At 36.8% G+C, this 19,175-nt stretch carries 13 protein-coding genes; 8 read left to right on the forward strand and 5 right to left on the reverse strand.

Annotated features, from left to right (window positions below; all coding sequences use genetic code 11):
- Positions 1-131: 131 nt before the first annotated feature.
- A complete protein-coding gene (gene trxB, locus K5X82_07695; protein ID QZT38773.1) occupies positions 132-1,091 on the reverse strand; it encodes a thioredoxin-disulfide reductase in 960 nt (319 codons plus the stop codon).
- A gap of 947 nt (positions 1,092-2,038) precedes the next feature.
- Between trxB and K5X82_07700 the strand changes: the two genes are divergently transcribed.
- Positions 2,039-8,800, forward strand: coding sequence for a T9SS type A sorting domain-containing protein (locus tag K5X82_07700; protein QZT38774.1), 6,762 nt, complete (start codon positions 2,039-2,041; stop codon positions 8,798-8,800).
- An 82-nt stretch (positions 8,801-8,882) separates the two neighbouring features.
- Here the strand turns inward: K5X82_07700 and K5X82_07705 are convergent, their stop codons facing one another.
- Together K5X82_07705 and K5X82_07710 are read right to left on the reverse strand one after the other, a co-directional pair.
- A complete protein-coding gene (locus K5X82_07705) occupies positions 8,883-9,257 on the reverse strand; it encodes a hypothetical protein (GenBank protein QZT38775.1) in 375 nt (124 codons plus the stop codon).
- Between the two features lie 195 nt (positions 9,258-9,452).
- Complete coding sequence (locus tag K5X82_07710) at positions 9,453-9,845, reverse strand: hypothetical protein (protein QZT38776.1); 393 nt, start codon at positions 9,843-9,845, stop codon at positions 9,453-9,455.
- 204 nt (positions 9,846-10,049) lie between these two features.
- Between K5X82_07710 and K5X82_07715 the strand changes: the two genes are divergently transcribed.
- The 3 genes from K5X82_07715 (at position 10,050) to nrtS (ending at position 12,818) form a co-directional block, all read left to right on the forward strand.
- Positions 10,050-10,928, forward strand: a complete 879-nt coding sequence (locus K5X82_07715; protein QZT38777.1) for an AraC family transcriptional regulator — start codon at positions 10,050-10,052, stop codon at positions 10,926-10,928.
- Positions 10,929-11,137: 209 nt separating this feature from the next.
- Positions 11,138-12,385, forward strand: a complete 1,248-nt coding sequence (locus K5X82_07720; protein QZT38778.1) for a reductive dehalogenase — start codon at positions 11,138-11,140, stop codon at positions 12,383-12,385.
- 181 nt (positions 12,386-12,566) lie between these two features.
- Positions 12,567-12,818, forward strand: coding sequence for a nitrate/nitrite transporter NrtS (gene nrtS, locus K5X82_07725; GenBank protein QZT38779.1), 252 nt, complete (start codon positions 12,567-12,569; stop codon positions 12,816-12,818).
- Positions 12,819-13,090: 272 nt separating this feature from the next.
- On the opposite strand, the gene K5X82_07730 is transcribed toward nrtS, so the two are convergent.
- On the reverse strand, positions 13,091-13,741 hold the full coding sequence (locus K5X82_07730) for a DUF6266 family protein (protein QZT38780.1): 651 nt from the start codon (positions 13,739-13,741) through the stop codon (positions 13,091-13,093).
- A 112-nt stretch (positions 13,742-13,853) separates the two neighbouring features.
- The gene (locus K5X82_07735; protein QZT38781.1) at positions 13,854-14,498 is read right to left on the reverse strand and encodes a DUF6266 family protein; all 645 of its coding nucleotides are present in this window, start codon (positions 14,496-14,498) and stop codon (positions 13,854-13,856) included.
- A 209-nt stretch (positions 14,499-14,707) separates the two neighbouring features.
- On the opposite strand from K5X82_07735, the gene K5X82_07740 reads away from it, so the two are divergent.
- The 4 genes from K5X82_07740 to K5X82_07755 all read left to right on the forward strand — a co-directional run bounded on the left by K5X82_07740 (position 14,708) and on the right by K5X82_07755 (position 19,147).
- Entirely contained in the window at positions 14,708-15,019 is a 312-nt protein-coding gene (locus tag K5X82_07740) for a hypothetical protein (protein QZT38782.1), read from the forward strand.
- Between the two features lie 483 nt (positions 15,020-15,502).
- Positions 15,503-16,144, forward strand: a complete 642-nt coding sequence (locus K5X82_07745) for a PorT family protein (GenBank protein QZT38783.1) — start codon at positions 15,503-15,505, stop codon at positions 16,142-16,144.
- A gap of 312 nt (positions 16,145-16,456) precedes the next feature.
- A complete protein-coding gene (locus K5X82_07750) occupies positions 16,457-17,815 on the forward strand; it encodes a hypothetical protein (protein ID QZT38784.1) in 1,359 nt (452 codons plus the stop codon).
- A gap of 669 nt (positions 17,816-18,484) precedes the next feature.
- On the forward strand, positions 18,485-19,147 hold the full coding sequence (locus K5X82_07755) for a hypothetical protein (GenBank protein QZT38785.1): 663 nt from the start codon (positions 18,485-18,487) through the stop codon (positions 19,145-19,147).
- The last annotated feature ends 28 nt before the right edge of the window (positions 19,148-19,175 follow it).

The following is a 19,175-nucleotide window of genomic DNA, read 5'->3' on the forward strand; positions in this document are numbered from 1 at the left end:
GAAAGAACAACTTTTATAAAGAGATGGAATTAGGGTTTTGATCTGGAGTTATCTTAAGGATTTTTTAGGCATGTAAAAAAAGAGGCCACCTCTTATTTAGGTAACCTCTAGATCTAATTTTATTAATAAAATTATACTTTTTCTGCCAAATAACGCTCTGCATCCAATGCTGCCTTACACCCAGAACCTGCTGCAGTAATTGCCTGACGGTAGCTATTATCCATCACATCACCACAAGCAAACACACCTGGCACATTTGTTTTAGAAGTTACTCCTTCTGTCAGAACATATCCGACTTCATCTGTATTAATATACTTCTTGAAGACTTCAGAATTAGGGTTATGTCCGATAGCCAAGAAGAATCCATCAATCTTAATCTCTACCTTCTCTTCATTCTCTTCGCCTTTATTCTTAACAAGAACAGCGCCTTCCACTACACCATCGCCAGTAAGTCCTAACGTCTGATGTTTCCAAAGTACTTCAATATTCTTAGTTCTCTCAAGACGGTCCTGCATTACCTTAGAAGCTCTAAGCTCATCACGACGAACAATTAAGTAGACTTTACGACATAAGTTTGCCAAATACATTGCCTCTTCTAGTGCAGTATCTCCACCACCAACAACAGCGACATCTTTTCCTCTATAGAAAAACCCATCACAAGTTGCACAAGCAGACACTCCAGAACCTGCATACTTCTTCTCATCATCTAAACCAAGATACTTCGCTGAAGCTCCAGTTGCAATAATAACAGTCTCTGCCTCAATCGTTGTAGCACCATCAACTACCACCTTATGAATATCTCCCTCGAAAGTCACATCTGTCACGATTCCCCAACGCATATCCGCACCAAAACGAGTAGCCTGTTTTTTAATATCTTCCATTAATACAGGTCCTGTAACTCCCTCAGGATAACCAGGAAAATTCTCCACCTCTGTTGTTGTAGTCAACTGGCCTCCAGGCTGCAAACCTTCATACAATACAGGACTCATGTTAGCTCTTGCGGCATAAATAGCTGCCGTATATCCTGCAGGTCCTGAACCAACAATAAGACACTTTACTCTTTCTATTGAAGTTGTATTCGTTTCGCTCATAATAGTGAATTTTATATTTTTAAAAATCTTATCTTCTTATCTCTAACACTCCAAAAATAACAAATAGATCCCGTTTTATTGGTTAAAAAAATATCAATAATACCAATAGGGACATAAATATTATTGATACTACACCGTAGATGTGTCTACTCATATCAACAGCTAATTATAAACAATCAAATTGAATTAAAAGTTTAATCTCAAATCTATTTCAATAGAACATAGACACTTTTACATTAAAATACAAGCACAAATATTTACAAAAGTATCGACACTCTTATTGAAAATGACATTGTTAAAGAACAAATAAAAAGACAAAATATAGACCTATTTTAACATTAATTATTTTAAGATCTATAATTGTCTGTAGACGTCCATGATAAAAGATTTATCATAAAAAACAACTATAATTAAAAATAAGAACTAGCTCATAACAAAACATCTTTTAACAAGTAAAACAACTCCCCAGACCTAAAAAACAAACCATAAACCACTAATACTCAATCTATCTAATTAAAGATATGACATCAAATAGTATAGCCAAAAATATGATCAATTCGAATAAAAACATATATCAGTCTACCAAAATAATCCAACGACACTTAACTTTATTATCAGAGAGCAAATAAAGCATTCAGTCCATAACAACAAATTATAATTAATATATAATTTTACAACTCAACATCACACACTAACTAGTACTAACTCATTAACTATCTATAAACTAAATAATCTCTGTTCATTTAAACAACATAATGAAGGGAAACAGGGGTTACTATGCTCTTTTATAAAAAAAACAAGAAGTAAATGACCTTCCCGACTAGGGTAATCTAAGCTTAAAGAAAATTGTTTATTATAAATAAGACTCATATAGATTGTTACTGCTTAGTCGCATTATAAACAAATCAACTTCCACGAAGGTGTCGTGATAATTAAATAATATCTATATGAAAAAAAATTCATCAATAAACATGGGCAGTTGTCTCTTATGGCTACTAACTTGTTTACTACTAATGAACTTGTGTCCCAAAAATGGACAAGCACAATCCTACACAGTAAATTATCCTGTACAAGTAAAACAATTAGATACAGGAAATGATTATAATATTAAGTATCAAATGATACTCACCAAACCATTTCCTCTCTGTGGGGGAGTAAGATGGAAAGCAAATCGTCCAAATCAAAGAATTGGTAATAAATGGATAAACTTACAAGAAGATCATGACGATTGGAGTGTACGAACAGTAACAGTAAGTGCATATCCAGGAGCGGGGGCATATCTTGGAGGAACCTTTAACTCACGATCGACACTATTGAACTGTGACCATTGGAGCAGAGCTGTAAAATTACTTCAAGCAGCACCTCTTAAGAATCCATACAACCTTGGCATGATGTACGAAGAAGATCAAAAAAGGATCATCGTAAAATGGTCAAATGCAACCAATGTACCATCAGATAAATATAAAACAAAGATAAAAAGAACAGATCTTGCCAATAACACAATTAGTGAAGTAGTAGTGGATGGAGGAATAACATCCTATATAGACACACGTAATATTCGACCAGCTGCAAGATTTAAATATGAAATATGTACACATTTTCCTGGTGGACACAAAACAGACCTATTTAAAGACTGTCCTTCAAGAACATCTATTATAATAGAAAAAGAAATTACACTTCCTAATATCATTGAAAACATAGAGGTAGATACAAAGCGAGCGTCTATTGCTATTAAATGGAAAATAAACAGTACTGTCTTCCACGATCATATCTGTTTAGAATATAAGGATAGCAACGAACAATGGAATCTAGTTAAAGAGTTGTCTGCCACTACTAATATGTACCAATGGACTCCTCGTTTCTCATTAACGCCAGGTAAAGTATACGATATTCGTGTCATAGCTATGAAAGAAATGACTCCGATACAGTCCATTTATAGCAGAGGATATATATCTCCAAACGGTGTACTTAGTGGGCATATTAAAATTGCAGACAGTGAAAAAGGAGTACCTAACATTCCATTAAAGATTATTTCGGGTGAGAACAAACAAATCAAATACCGATACTATAATTTACCGATAACATACTTACCTTCATTGATGCCGAATATTACAAGGCAATTAACATCTAATCAAACATTAATCAAGCAAGGTCTAACTGAAACATTCAATCTTAACATAAAGGATAATAGTAGTAATTTCGGTATTGTTTTCGATTGCTGGATTTATATTGACAAAGAAGATGACTATAGATTCTTTCTTAATGCAGATGACTGTGCGATATTATCTATTGATAATATTGAGAAACTTTGTGTAATATATAATGAATCGGAACGAAACGTTAATACCCACCTCAAAAAAGGATTCCATAAGATACAGCTTAACTATATACAAGGAATAGGAGACCTAGGACTTAACCTAAGCTACTCAAGTTCCACGATTACAAAGCAACAGGTTCCATCCGAAGTGCTATATAAAGAGCAGGGACTAATAAAAAACACATCAACCGATGAAGAGGGATACTTCTATTTAGACGAAGTATATTATGGAGAAGAGGCCAAATTCTATATCATACCACTTAAGAAGGATTCAGACATCCGTCCAGACACCATTACACGTACGCTTTCTATCAACGACCACAAACAGGACAATGTGCGTTTTCAGGACCACTCTTCTATTCCTGTACACGGTATAGTAAAAATTGGAAACTGTCCAATTTCCAAAGCACAAGTCGTATTCAATGACAGCAAAGAAAGTACTATAACCAAAGATGATGGATCTTTTGAATATGTTATCCAAAGCCCTGACCCAATCAAGAAGAATGAGTTAGGAATATTCTTCAAAGGACATAAATTCGACAAAACAATACAGGTCGACCTTGTCAATGATGCCAAAAATTCCGCCAATCCATTTATTTTCCATGACATTCAAACTGACACATTAGATCTATCGGTTCTATCTGGATGCGAAAGTCCTATCGCAGATCAAGTAGATGTTCTATTAACCAAGATCAACGATAATGGAGAGTCTTGTTACAGCCGTATTATCACGTTAAATAATACGGGAAAGAAAAAACTTAAGCTACCTGCCACAACCTACAATATTAAGGTAGTAGACATGCGTATCACTAACCAGAATGCAAACGAACAGATAAAAAAGGAGTTCAACGATGTCAAAGAGAATATAATAGCATCATTCAGAGAGATCAATATTGATCTTGGACAACGTGATACGATCAAAATCAAGGATACAAAAGTCATTAACGAAAAGACGGGAGAAACAAAGACAACAGAAAAAGTTACAGACATAAAGCTGATAAAAGCAGCATTCCGATTCAGACAGAAGATAGATCTAGACATCGAAGGATCAGCATGGAGTAAAAAGGCAGGTGTTCATCAAGTCGAGTATGAAGGCGAAACATTCGATGAAGAGATCTTCACCATGCAACAAGGAGAAGAGTACAACGTGAAGTTTAAATTAAACGAGAAGTACGACTACTACCGATTAATGAAGCACCAATGTGGTGTAGATGAAGCAAAAATCACCATTAATGACAATATTTCTGATCGCAACAAATCTGTAAAAACCATCCTTGACGGAACCTACGAATACAAAGTAAGAGCAGGGAATGCAAATATTAGAGGCCCATGGAACAAACCACACGGCTATCAGAAGAACCTTATGGTAACAGCAGTGATCAAGGACTATAAGGAAGCAATCTCAACCGACAAATGGAGTATGATCCTTGGAGATAAGGTACTCGAACCGACATTCATTACGAATCAATTGGCCCTACCTGAATTTATCCTTCATGATCCTCCTGGAGACGAAAGTTATGCATTCATTCAAAAAGGAATGAGCATCACCACTGGTACAGTATTTAAAGGGGCAAATTTACATGGTGTAGATAGCCATAACTTATTCCAATTCGCCATTCCGACACCGGTAATGAATATAGGTATTGGAGTACAAGTAGATGTAAACAACAAGCAAGGATTCATTAAAGAAAATGAAGACATATATACAACGACCTTCAACGAGTCAATCTCTACTACAAATGACCTTACAGGAACAGGAGAAGATGCAGATGTCATTATTGGTTCGGCCCTAAACTTTGTCTACTCAAAAAGCATAAAATTAAGCTACGATGGTCAAAAAGAACCAACAAAAGACAATAGTTTCACCGTAGCACCTGGGTTTAAAACAAGGTATGTACTTAGCGTATATCATGTTAAAACCAAAATCATGCCTGCATTAGACGCCATGCTTGAAAACATCACAAAACTTAAGCAAAAAGTAATAACGAAACAGGTATTAACAAAAAAAGAGCAAAACCTTGTTAATAATGAAGGAATCTTCACTGCTTCTAAGAAAAATTGGGCAAAAGTATTATCAGACAATAAAAGACGAATATTTACTGGAGGAGATGCCTTGGGAGAACAGGAAAGTTCAATATCCAATTTAACTTTCAGTGGTGGAAACAATTACGATTATACTAAAGATAAGAGTACCACAACAACTAGAAATTCAAACTACCATTGGGAAGTAACCACCAAAGCAGGGGCACTATTTACAGGAGTTAACCCACTCATGGACTTAGCTAAGATCGAAGTGCACGCAGCTTACGTAAACGACCAATCGACAGATACAAATACACTAAACACAAAAGTCGAGAACCTTACTACAGGTTTCCATCTTGGCGACAGTAGTGCAGGAGATTACTTTACGCTTAACGTAACAGAAGATCCTCAATACAAAACCTATGTCTTCCAAACCGTATCTGGAACAAGTAGTTGTCCTAATGAGCCGAACACACAAGCACGTGATCGCGTCAAAATGACCATGGTATCCAAGCCTATACTGAATAATCTACCAAAAGGGAAAAGTGCAATATTCCGTGTAAGATTAGAGAATGACAGCCAAAGTGAGGAGGGGCGAATCTACTCAATAAATACACTTACAGGTCAAGAATCAGGAGCCACAGTGAAGATTGGAGGGAAGAAGATATTTGGCCTTGGCAACCGTTACTCTGTATACCTCCCTTCCAATGAGACCACCGATCTTACGGTAGAAATTATCCCTGGTCCTGAAACTCGTTCTCTCAATGTTGATTTAGTGGCAACACCAGACTGCATGTCCAACGTATATATTACAGAAGACATACGTGCAAGCATTGATGCCGAACTAGATAAAGTTCCTTCAGATGTATCGAAAGTAGGTCTTAACATTTCATGGGAGTCCGATTGCGATCCAATACAGATAGCATCACCAGCAGACAATTGGGTGGTAAACACCACCATAGACAATTCGCTACCGATCACTCTAAAAGGTTTTGATCCAAACTCTAAAGAGGTATCATACATAGAGGTCCAATATCGCAAGGTCGGAGATCAACAATGGCACGAACTAAAGAAGTACAATAAAGCGGACATAGGAGATTTTCCAACCAAACACATATCTGTAAACGTAAGCAATATGACTGCAGGGAAATACTACCTACGCGCGAGCAGCTATTGTAACAACCTTAACGTTCGTAACTACTCAAATGTAGTAAGAGGAACCATAGATCATAACGCTTTTGTTGTAACAGGATCAAACGTTGAGAGCGGATGGTTACGCACATCAAACATGACTGTATCCTTCTCTAAAGAGCCATCACAAGCACAATTCCGTATAGAAAGAATCAACAAAACAAAGACAGAGGTCTACGAGACTTACTATGCCGATGCTGTTGTACAAGGCTATAATGCCATCGTACCTATTAAAGATGCAGACCTTTACGAAGGATCTCACTACCGTATTACAGCCGTATCTGGCTCCACTTATGACGAAACAGGAGAGATGCTATTTAACGACAAAAGCTTTGATATTATCTTAGACCGTTCGCTAGCCAAATGGCAACAGAACAACCAAGTGGTCATGATTGTCAAAGGAGAGACATGTCAAATCGCAGCAAAACTAATCAACAATGGAGCGAATGATGTCCCATTTAGAGTCGTAGCCAACACCCTCTCAACATTTATTTCGCCGATAGTTCCAGACGGGATTATCCCAGCCAATGGAGTATTTCCTGTCGCATTCGAGATCAACTCTCTTGACAACCTGCCTTTAGGTCGATTTAAAGGAGAAGTAACGGTGATTATCGAAGAGAATGGTCAAAGCTACAGCAAAGAGCTTCAAGTGGAGTTAATCGTAAAATCATTAAAGCCGATTGTTAGACAACCGGAGCCTAAACAATATCAGATGCATGTTGTAGCTCAGTTCACAACCTCATCGGATGCTAACATTCCATTATCAACAGACGAGCAGGACTTCATTGTAGCCTATATCGATAATGAGATAGCAGGAGTGTCTCCAATATTCTACGACACCAAAACCCAAGGTTACCGTGCATACATCACCGTAGAGTCGGATAATGAGAACAAGCAGGTTAGCTATAAGATGTGGGACAACTCTCAAAACATGATGTATGTAGCAACGGAGACAAATACCTTCAAACAAAACACGCTGGTTGGAACACTCGAAACACCTAAAGTGCTTCATACAGCAAAAGCCGAACAGTACATTAGCTTGAAGAGTGGATGGAACTTCATCTCATTCAATGTCGTGCCTGAAAACAGTGCAATACAGAACGTGTTGAGCTCACTACAACAAGCCGATGCCCAGATCAAACACATCAACGAAGGGTTTAGTGCTTATGATGCAAAGAACAAATCATGGGGAGGTGCATTGAAAAACATCAATGTCGACCTAGCATATAAGCTATACGTACCTTACGAAGATGTGCTAAAAGTACAGGGAACCATACGCAGTGATGAGTATCCTCTCTATGCCGAAAGCTACAACAACAAACAATACAATTGGATCGCAGTACATAGCAAAGAGGCAACAGATATTCAAACGGCTATTGACAGAGTACCGTTAGCACAAAATGTAGTTCTACGACACAACCTACAGTTCTCAATATTGAACCAAGACAAATCAGCTTGGGGAGGAACAATCAAATTGGTAGAACCAGGCAAAGGATATGAACTATACGATCCTAATCAACTTTCTGAGGTTATTGAAGAGACACCAACGGTAAACACCAAGTCTGCAATGACATTTGATGAACCGGTAGTAGAGCCAAATGTAAATAATACAATGACCTTCATTGGTGAGAGCTATCTTAATGGTGAGAAGATCAATGCCAACGAGTATACCGTAGAAGCCAAACTAAATGGGCAAGTGATCGGGCGTAACTACAACAACGTTCAAGATCCTTTAACCCAAGCATACCAATTCTACATGCTTAAGGCTGCAGAGAATCCTCTTAACCAGATCGAATTTAATCTTATCGATCATCAAACAGGACAAACATACACTGCCAAACAGACTGTTTCATACAAAGATGACCAGATCATTGGAACCATTCAAAAGCCATACAAACTACAGTTTGGCAACAGCAATGAAACCGACGAATCACAGTCTATTCGTATATATCCGAACCCTGTAAAGCAACAGCAAGATTTCAACATCTATGTCTCTAATCAAGTCATTGGGGATATCACAATTGAAATAAGCAATATGTTAGGAGCCGTGCAATATCGAGAAAGAACATCCAACCATCGTCTTGTGGTAAGTACAAATAAACTACTGCCAGGAATATATCATGTTACGATAAAACAAAATGACCGCATTATTGGAGTTCAAAAATTGATCATCCATTAATCACCCTCATCTATTATTAGTCAAGGGCTGTCCTTCAAAAGGCAGCCCTTTTTTATTTCTATGTCCATAAAAATATATTGTATTACCTAACGTCTATCACGTAGCTTTTTTTCTTATACCGACATAATTTCCCTGTTGAGATATCCACAATAAAACCAGGAAGAAACAGTATATTCAAATAGCTAACGGCATTAAACCGACTCTGTAATTCAATCTTTCGATGTCGACAATCACTCGTAATAGCAGTATAAATTGGAGAAGCTAACTTCTTACGCACCTTGACTGAGACAAAACCATCCTTATTAGTTTGCCCCACCTCTTTCCCTTTTTCATCAAACAGTCGTACATTCTTGTCTCCATTTGAATAGAATGTAATTGTCTGTTTTCGCGAAGTCAAAATTGTAGAACAGCTCGATAAAAATAAAAAACCTAAAAGAATACAAATACCATTTTTCATATCTTAATTTTCAATGTTTTACACTTACTAATAATACTTTAAATCAATACACCTTCTTCATCTAAATCACACATTCGCACAAAAAAAGGAGTAGAAAAACCTTTATATTTTCTACTCCTTTTCATATAATCAATACATTCATAGATCGCTACAAAGTACCGACACTTCAAAGACCAATATGGTTTTATAAACACATTAGTTCTCTTTTTTTTCCATCTCTAGGATATAATTCGTTTGCTTATAATTACAAATCTGTCCAGTAGCAAGATCTACAATAAAACCAGGCCAAAACAACAAGTTAATTGCTGCTACTCCATTAAAACCGCCATTCAACTTAAAACGTTCACGCTCATAACCTTCTGCTTTAGCAGTAAAAACTGGAGAAGTAAGCTCTTTGTGAACATTTACCTCTAAAATACCCTCTTCATCGGTCTTACCTAATTTAGACCCATTTTGATCATATATCATAACATTCTTAACCCCTTCAGTATCGAATGTCAATCTTTGACTACTCGCAGTAAATATTGTTGCACAACTAGAACATAGCATTGCAGACAAGCAAACACATATAAATAGTATCTTTTTCATAGCTCAGTATATTATATTTAATTAACAAATTAAACTATTATTTTCAAACATAACAAAGAAAATAATACTAGAAATAGTTATTTATAATAAGATTAATTTCCAGCGAACAATTAACCTTTCAATATTATAACCACCAAACATAAACAGTTGCAATAAAACTTTAATCATATATTTGTGTTCCATACAATAAAGCATCTCATTTATATGCGCATACCAAGAATAAAATACCAATACTCACAATCATCCAATAGCAAAGGGTTTAAATTTCTAGATTTGGATCCTCAAATCCCTGTTGACAGCAATAGTGGTCACAACAACAAAGACCTACTCTATGAATACCATCATATCGATTTCTTCGCCATACTTGTCATCACTAAAGGAGAGGTGAACCACTGGGTCGACTTCAAGTCAAATAGGGTAAAAACAGGTGAGATACTTATCATCACCAAAGGTCAAGTACACGCTTTTGATAAAGAGTCTGTCTATCATGGACATCTTATGATCTTTTCCGAAGAGTTTCTACAGAGACACTTTACCCAATCGACCATCAAAAAGATACCATTTCTATACGAATATCTAGATCAAAAGCTCATCTATACACTTCCCAAAGAGAACATTGAAATTATCTCATGGATACAAGCTGGCTTAGACTCGAAATCCAATCTCATCACAAACCAAGTTGGGGCACTTCTATCCTACTTCCTTCTTAATCTAGTAGAAGAGAAAGACGAAGATATTCAGTATCACCGAAACCAAGAGTTATTCTATAAATTCCAGAAACTTGTCGAAGCAAACTATCAAAAGAGTCGAAATGCCAAAGATTATGCCATTCAACTCAATATCTCCTATAAACACCTCAACGACATCTGCAAGTTTATGTGCAACAGAACAGCAAAACGACTCATTGATGACTATGTCATTTTAGAGGCCAAAAGACATCTAGTACTATCCACCTATAGCGTTAAAGAGATAAGTTTTGAACTAGGATTCGAAGACCCTACCAATTTCCGAAAATACTTTAATAAACAAACCGGAACCACTCCAAATGAGTTTCTCCGAAGATTACAAATTAATATATCATAGAAACCATCGAGTTTCAACTTCTTACTTTAACACCAGTACCAGGTACACAAAACCATTAATATACACCAAATTAAAGACAACAAACACGACACACAATACAACCTCGGTTACACATTCACCTTTTTTAAACATTCATTGACCTTTCCCAACTCCCCCACCTACCCTTACTTTGCATATATCAATTTAAGGAAAAACCAGAGTATAATCATATGGGTAAAGGAGAGGCATTATCAAAAATACTAACAGGCAAGGCTCCTATTGGTAAATATTCAACCACCAACTACAGAGTAGTTGACACTCCCACTACGGAAATAGTTGGTGAGATAAAGCGTTATGATGAAAGAGAAACAGGGTTTAACAAAGCTTTCAGAGGCGACTATGGAGAAAAACTGAGCGACTTCAGAACCAAAGAGAAGTCCTCACTCGATATGTCTATTATTAGCTACTTCTTTAAACAAGGAATGTTTCCAGGCATGAAAGGGAAAAAACCCAATGCAAAAGATGCAACAACCGACAAAACAACTCCTGTTCCTCCAATGATGATGGATCGCAGTAAAGATCCCAATGCGGTGCCTCAACCGATACACCAAGACATAGCAGTAGTTTCACGACACATTAAGAGCTATGGAAATTTTATGGGTGCTGACTTAGTCGGAATCTGTGAAATACCTGATTATGCCTATTACAGTCATGACAAAGAGGGCAACCCTGTTGAAAAAAAATACAAATATGCCATATGTATCGTTGTCGACCAAGACTACGACACCCTTGACGCTTCAAACGGAAAAGATTGGATCTCTGCTGCCCAGAGCTACATGTCCTACTCTAAAGCTGCATTTACAGCTGAGGCAATGTCAAAATATATTAACGGTCTAGGCTTCGAAGCCAAAGACAATAACCTAATGGACTACCAAGTAGTCGTCGCACCTCTATTAGAACGTGCAGGAATAGGTGAAATGGGAAGATATGGAATTGTAATTAATCCTTCTCTCGGCAGTCGATTCAAAGCATCTGTCGTTCTTACCAACATGCAGATGCAAGTAGATAAACCCATTGAGTTTGGGGTACAGAAATTCTGTAAAGTATGTAAAAAATGTGCCATTGAATGTCCGTCTCAATCTATTTCGAAATCTGACGAAAAGATTCTATACAATGGCTACAAGAAATACAGTTTCGATTATGACACTTGTACCAAATTTCGTCTGTCTAACCCAAACGGATCTAGTTGTGGGAACTGCATTAAAGTATGCCCATTCAACAAGGACAAAGGGTTCATCCACGATCTTGCTAGGTGGACCATAAGAACATTGCCCATCTTCAACCGTCTTATCGTGTGGGGCGATGATCTTATGGGATATGGTAAAGCCCGAACAGAAAAGAAATGGTGGTTTGATTTTAAATCACAAGAAATCAAAGAACAGAATAACAATGAAGGGGTACCTTCATATACCAAGTAGCATCTTAAAATGAGTGACAAAGAGTTGCAAATATATTTTGTTTAACAAGGTAGGGAGTGACAACATAGCCGTTCCCTTCAGTGATATTTTTTACGAACCATAAACAACATAAAACGTGAGGATTTTGCTCATCAATAGATGTAACGGGTATTACATATGAATCATCGAAATTTCTTTATAAATGTCTAAAACAAAAAGGATCAAAATATCGAGGCTGATCATCTCAAAACAGGTAGTATCTACAGCAATTAAGTTATCGATTATCGTTGGAACGATTCTCGGTCTCATTAACCATGGAACCGACATCGTAAACAACACGCTTAGTTCAAAACAAATCTTACAGATAATGGTCACCTATCTGGTACCATATTCAGTTTCTACCTACTCTTCTATTAAATCTATTATGTGTTTCGAAAAAATTAACAGTGAATAAATAGCAGGTAGAGAGGATAGTTATAGTCCCGCTTAATCCAAACCAATTGTGGATCTTAGTTCTGATTTTTACGACAATGGTTAGACGTCCTTGTTTAAATGTAAGCCTGAGAATAAAGTATAGAATAAACTACGTCAATATACTTAACTTCTTGTCCAGGACATATCATTAAAATAAAATGAACGACTTTGATTCATAATTGGTTTACCTTCAATATATATATACAATAAATGATCGCAATACAATAAAATAGAGGCTAACAATCACCTTTATTAACTCTGCTTCCAAGGACCAACCATACACGAAAAATAGACACTACCATAAAACACATTCTTCACTGGATCATAAACCATTGCCCAGAAGCTTACCTCCTTTCCTTCCACTGGTTGCGCCCATGAAAAACAGTACGACTGCATCCCCTCAAAAACACCTTTAGCCCTACAACGTAACTTCTGCATAGTCGAACAGTCACCACTATCTATCCCATATCGCAACACCACCAAATACCCCTTGCGTAAGAAGCGATGAGTAACATTCACATCAATCTTCAAATGCACCCCATCATAAACCACATCTCCAAGAACCATCTGACTCTTTAACTCCTTGGACATCCTCACCTTCGAATAATCGACATAAAGAGCTGGATACTCCCCAAAAATTGCCTCTTTAATAACATGCGACCGAGCTTGGTTAAAAGCCTGTCCGATACGAACTCCTCGCCTATACGAAATACGGATTACCTCCTTAAAACAACACAAAAACGCATTACATAAAACCATTCGCTTTCGCTGCTCCAGCTGTTTCGGCGTGGCAGTCCGAGAACTACAATCTGGACGTGATCGAACCATTTGAACATTGTTCCTGTGGTAAAGAACCACATTTCCCACCAATCCACTTATCAGATTACCTTTCATTCGTGCCATATCAATGCATTTTAAAGAATATCACTTGTCTTTAGAAGAGTACAAACATCATCTATATTGGGAGGCGCCCAATAGAAGCCCCCCAATAGATCATTAAAGAAAAACACAAGCACTAAGCCTGCAACATACAATAAGTTGTATCAGAAATAGTTGCTAAGGTCGTAGAACGACGCAAACCATAAAATGCATATACATGCAACTTATGTCCCGCCATCTGCGATGTGATCATCAACTCGGCCGAAAGCTCTGTCGCCTTTGCCAAACTCACATACGATCGCATATACTTCATATCATCACGACAAATAAGCAGATGGACATACAGTGGTTCTTCATCCATGCGATCCAACTCCACATCAGACCAAGTAATCTCCAACAAACCATCCTCTTTCAAATCTAAAGTAAAATCGCCCATCTGACACAAGGCCCCATTCGACAACTTCAACGAGGAATAATCCACCTCCACATGATCATCCTGATACTGGAAACAACCATGATTCGATTCAAACGCAGCATTATAAACCGTCTGTGCATCCTTCTCAGGAAAAAAGCCAATCTCAACCAATCGGCGTGCTTTCGAGATAAAACGTGACGTCTGCTTAAAACATGCTCGATGTTGCAATGCTTTCATCGAAACTTTCTTACTCTTTGGCATATCTGGCAACGATCTCATGAAATAGTTCCCCTTCCATCTAGAGCCAATAACACTTCCCACTTTACCATTAAAACCGCCTAAAACACCTTTTCTAATACTACCCATAACATCTTTTTAATTAGATTATTACTAAACTTCAAATCAAACTTATCAGAAAAACAACCCCCAAACAAGCCTATCGTTTATGCCTGCGTGATTTTGCATGGTTTTGCGTGGTTTTACGCGATTTTGCACCCCCTTAAAAGGCAACTTGCACCATCCTCCAAACGTTTCAATAATAGCACGTTCATTTAAATCACAAAAAACAGACTGTTATGAAAAAAATTATCATGCTGTGTTGCTGTTTAGGACTTTACCCACAGCAAATCCACAACCAACCCTTACTCACATTTCAACTACATGCACAAACAGAGAAGAGCAAACACCAAACACAAGAAGCGAGCTACACACTTCCACCTCTACTAACATTTAAAATAGAGGCCCTCGAAAGTCGTATCCATGCCGAACTTAAAGGCCAACAACGACGGCTCGATGACCTGAAAAACCTCATCCACATCGTCATCTCATTCCTCATTGGACTTGCAGGCTTTCTCATCTACGAAAAACGACACGAAAAATCATCCTAAAACACCAAAAGAGATGTCCTCACAGCATCTCTTTTTTTATCTCCAAAACCACTATTTAGACTAAATAAACTTACCAAAAATGTTAATAGTATATATAAGGGTATAGTACCGTCCAAACCTTATTTAGAATCCCCTACAAAATCTGCTGAGATGAAATTCACGCTTAACCTTGTACTCTCTCCATTGATTTTGATGTCTTATAGACAATAACATTTTTTAATTTAAAAGAAACTTGTATTAAAGTATCATTCCATACTATACTCTAATATGCATCTATTTCATTTATTAACATTTACACACATACAGAATTATTAGAACTAAGAAGATAAAAAATAGTTTGAACTGCATTGTATTTGCAGAGCAAACAAGAGAACATAACAATAATTAGTAATATTTATAATCTTATTTTATATTTGTCAAACAATTAGATGAGCGATCATTTAGGTAATCAACAACAAACAATAATCAATCTATTTAAAAAAGATGAAAAATTTAACAACACTTTTAACTCTTACATGTCTATTAGTTCTTTCAATCCAAGTAAAAGCACAAAACAACAACCACTTCAGCATAAAAGGTGGTGTTAACTTTAGCCAATTATCAAATGAAGTAAATGGGCTAGAAAGCAAAAATCGTACAGGATTCCATTTAGGAGCAACGTATAATGTGTATCTCAACAATATCAGGCTACAACCAGGACTAGTATTTGTTCAAAGAGGAGGAAAATTAGAACTTTCCAATGAACTACAAAGAGCTATAAATAACAATAACACAGCAGAATTTAAACTAAACTATTTAGATATTCCACTAAATGTTAGTGTTAAGATTGCGAATCTTTCATCAAATAATGATGGGTTGTATCTTTTTGTAGAGCCTACAGCAAGTATCTGTCTTTCAGGAAAATTAAAAGAAGCAGGAGAATCAAAGGATTTAAATATTGGATCGGACAATACGGATAATATAAAAGCCTTTGATTTCGGAGTTAAGTTAGGAGCTTCAATCAAAATTGGAAGCTTCGAACCATATATTGGATACAATTTTGGATTAACAAACATCAATAATGATGACAGCAAAGTCAAAAATAAAGGATTATATCTTGGTCTAGCCGTAGCTCTAGGCAAATAGAATCACTTATTGACAATACAATAGCACTTCTTAAAGCACTGTAGATTATATAATCTACGGTGCTTTTTTTATATCCAAGCGATACCGTCCTATTTCATCCGATTCAAAGATCTCATCGAAAACAGGAACACGGACATAATGACATTTCATCTAGAACAGCATACGAGAAAAGCTCACCCACATAGAAGCAGCCACTCTAGTCTTATGCAAACTCCTCCAAAGACACCAACCATCCACAAAGGACCGATTTATTTCAACCCTTATCCCTATCTCTTTGTTTGAATAGAATAATAATTTTAAAATAGCATGTTTATGGAGCAGATTGTAAAACCTCTTATGAACCATAAAACTAAAATTAACACCCTTCTAACGAGATCAAATCAAGTCAAGATTCCTGAGATCCCCATTCATAAACTCTCCAGAAATGAGTTAAAAGAGTATATGAACAGCATCGAAGCTCACGAAAGAGAGAGTGCAATTCAAGACTTCAAAGAGATGCTTCTTAACGAAGATGGAGATCCCAATGAGATATTGAGAAATCATCGTGAAGAGATAAAACAAGAGATCCTTTGTTGCCTCTTCAAAGAGGTAAACCTTGTCTATCTTTTTGCCAAACCCAAAGGAGGTGAGGTTCACTTTATTTTCGAGATACGGTATCTACTTTCAAACGATAACGACATACAACACCTACGAAGATATTACCAACTCATTCAACTCTACGAATGCTGCTCCAACAACCCTATATACCAAGGATTAATAATACTCCATCCTCTGTATATACGGCTCAAAAAACTATTTGAGCTGGTAATGAACAAAAAGGAGTTATTCCACACCCCTGTAATCTTCTGGAGATACACACTCTTGTTGACTCTGAGTCATGAACAGTCATTACGAAACACCCAAGCTATTTTAGACACATTAAACCAAGAGCTATCTAAAAATCAAGACCCCTATAAACTCATTCAATTGATCAACCAACAACTTCAATCCGACCTGAATCAAGCCATACAAGACCACATATATAGATTGAGATACTACAGTCAAACATACAGTAGAGAGTGGTTTAGAAACATCAAATCCAACCTTGTGATACTTTGTAGTATCACCCAATATAAGATCTTTACCAGTAGAGATCATGCATTGATCATATCTATTCGTAAGTTCAATCAGTCCTTCTTCAAAAAAATAAAGAAATTACAAAAACAGAGCAAAAAAGAGGAACATGTTGTAGAACAAACTAAACCCAAAGAGGTGAAAATTACAATCCCCTTTCTCATGTTACGGAAAATCAATTACAACCATTTCAGCAGACTGCAAGACGATCTTAAGAACAATCAGCTTGCCAAGCCAACATTCCTCCAACTAAAAAACCTTTTCAGCGAGCAGAAACTACAAAAACCAATCATATGGACAGGATCATGCAAAGACCTAAAAACGTTCATTATCACCCTCAAAGAGAAACATATCATTCACACCGAGGCCAAAGGATACTGGGAAAAGATATGCTCCAATTTCAAATATGTAGACGAAAGCACACCAACAACAAAAAACAAATCGTACTTCTTCACACCTACGCAGATAAACGGATGTAAAAGTCCAACCAGAGAGCGCAAAAAACTATTTGAAAATATCTGCGATCAAATCCTCGAAGAAAGCGAAACCATCAAATAGCATCAACCACTGGGAACATTGCCACAGGAGAGCATCAACCGCTGGGAACGCTGAGCTCCGCTCGGCATCGTATTGCAGGAGAGTGACAACATGGGTATTCTCCACGGGGTATTGCCCCACGATGCCGAGAGCCAAGAGAGCAACAACCACTGGGAACGCTGAGCTCCGCTCGGCATCGTATTACAAGAGAGCCACAACACAAGTATTCTCCATGGGATATTGTCGCACGATGCCGAGCGGAGCTCAGCGTTCCCAGCCGTTGTCCCATTCTTGCACTTCAATCATATCCGTGGGAATCCGTCCAATCCGTGGCTATATTTCTATCCCCTTCACTTTAAGAGCAACAATAGTATTAAAAATGTTAAATAAGAAAGACTACATATGATCCACCTCTGAACACACACACCTACGAAACAATAAACATATATGTCATTTAAAATTCAATTTAAAACATAAACACTTGATAAATCTTAAAAAATGACACAGAAAAATTCATAAAAACAAATAATTGCTACAAGCAATAGCCCAATAATACCGAATCAAATCGATAAATACTACAATTAACCGCTTATTAGCACCTTAAAACAACAAATATTAATTTATGAATAAACAACACAACACAATTATGAATAACATAATATTACAAGACAAATATTAACTATTTTTACAATGAAAAAATTAAACGTACTATTTATCCTATTTATCACACTATTCTCCTGTTCTAAGGAAAAAGAGTTTATAACTCCTAAAATGCCTGGGTCCTTATTTGGATTCTACAAATTAGTTGGAATACAAAATGATCCTCATATGTCAGACAACAATCGAGATGGAAAGATCGAAGATATGTATACCGAATATACAACCGGACCCTTCAATCTGTTTCGCGTAAACGAGAGTGTAAACTTTTTAAGTATCTCTCAAGATTATGATGGGACAAAATTCTCTGACGACTACTTCACTTTCTCATTTACATCTCCAGGGCAATTAGAAGATATACACCCAGTATCAAGTCCTTCATATCTCCCTGTATTCAGACTGTGGTATACCACAGCAAGTTCTGATCTTAACTACGATTACGCTGACAAAACCAAACTGAGTTTTAAACGCATTGGTCAAAAAGAGGCAAGTCAGAACAAATATGGATCTATTTATGAGATTACCTGTAAAAATAGTATAGTTTTTATTACGATCTACTCCTACTACTACAATCAAGAAAAAGACAGAGCGGATCTGATACCCATAACACTTATCTACAAACATTTGGGAGACGACTACACTAAAGTAATAGAAGTAGCTAAAACAGTTAAGCTGGAACCTGGAGATATAGACTAGTTCTCAATAATTAATTAATCATATACAA

Source organism: Prolixibacteraceae bacterium (genome assembly GCA_019856515.1).
In the GTDB taxonomy this organism is placed as follows: domain Bacteria; phylum Bacteroidota; class Bacteroidia; order Bacteroidales; family Prolixibacteraceae; genus Halosquirtibacter; species Halosquirtibacter xylanolyticus.

Excerpts from the sequence above, each read along its gene's own strand:
- trxB (QZT38773.1), bottom strand. The coding sequence starts at position 1,091 with ATGAGCGAAACGAATACAACTTCAATAGAAAGAGTAAAGTGTCTTATT.
- K5X82_07720 (QZT38778.1), top strand. The coding sequence starts at position 11,138 with ATGGGTAAAGGAGAGGCATTATCAAAAATACTAACAGGCAAGGCTCCT.
- K5X82_07745 (QZT38783.1), top strand. The coding sequence starts at position 15,503 with ATGAAAAATTTAACAACACTTTTAACTCTTACATGTCTATTAGTTCTT.
- K5X82_07735 (QZT38781.1), bottom strand. The coding sequence starts at position 14,498 with ATGGGTAGTATTAGAAAAGGTGTTTTAGGCGGTTTTAATGGTAAAGTG.
- K5X82_07715 (QZT38777.1), top strand. The coding sequence starts at position 10,050 with ATGCGCATACCAAGAATAAAATACCAATACTCACAATCATCCAATAGC.
- K5X82_07750 (QZT38784.1), top strand. The coding sequence starts at position 16,457 with ATGGAGCAGATTGTAAAACCTCTTATGAACCATAAAACTAAAATTAAC.
- K5X82_07700 (QZT38774.1), top strand. The coding sequence starts at position 2,039 with ATGAAAAAAAATTCATCAATAAACATGGGCAGTTGTCTCTTATGGCTA.
- K5X82_07710 (QZT38776.1), bottom strand. The coding sequence starts at position 9,845 with ATGAAAAAGATACTATTTATATGTGTTTGCTTGTCTGCAATGCTATGT.
- K5X82_07755 (QZT38785.1), top strand. The coding sequence starts at position 18,485 with ATGAAAAAATTAAACGTACTATTTATCCTATTTATCACACTATTCTCC.
- K5X82_07740 (QZT38782.1), top strand. The coding sequence starts at position 14,708 with ATGAAAAAAATTATCATGCTGTGTTGCTGTTTAGGACTTTACCCACAG.
- K5X82_07705 (QZT38775.1), bottom strand. The coding sequence starts at position 9,257 with ATGAAAAATGGTATTTGTATTCTTTTAGGTTTTTTATTTTTATCGAGC.
- nrtS (QZT38779.1), top strand. The coding sequence starts at position 12,567 with ATGTCTAAAACAAAAAGGATCAAAATATCGAGGCTGATCATCTCAAAA.
- K5X82_07730 (QZT38780.1), bottom strand. The coding sequence starts at position 13,741 with ATGGCACGAATGAAAGGTAATCTGATAAGTGGATTGGTGGGAAATGTG.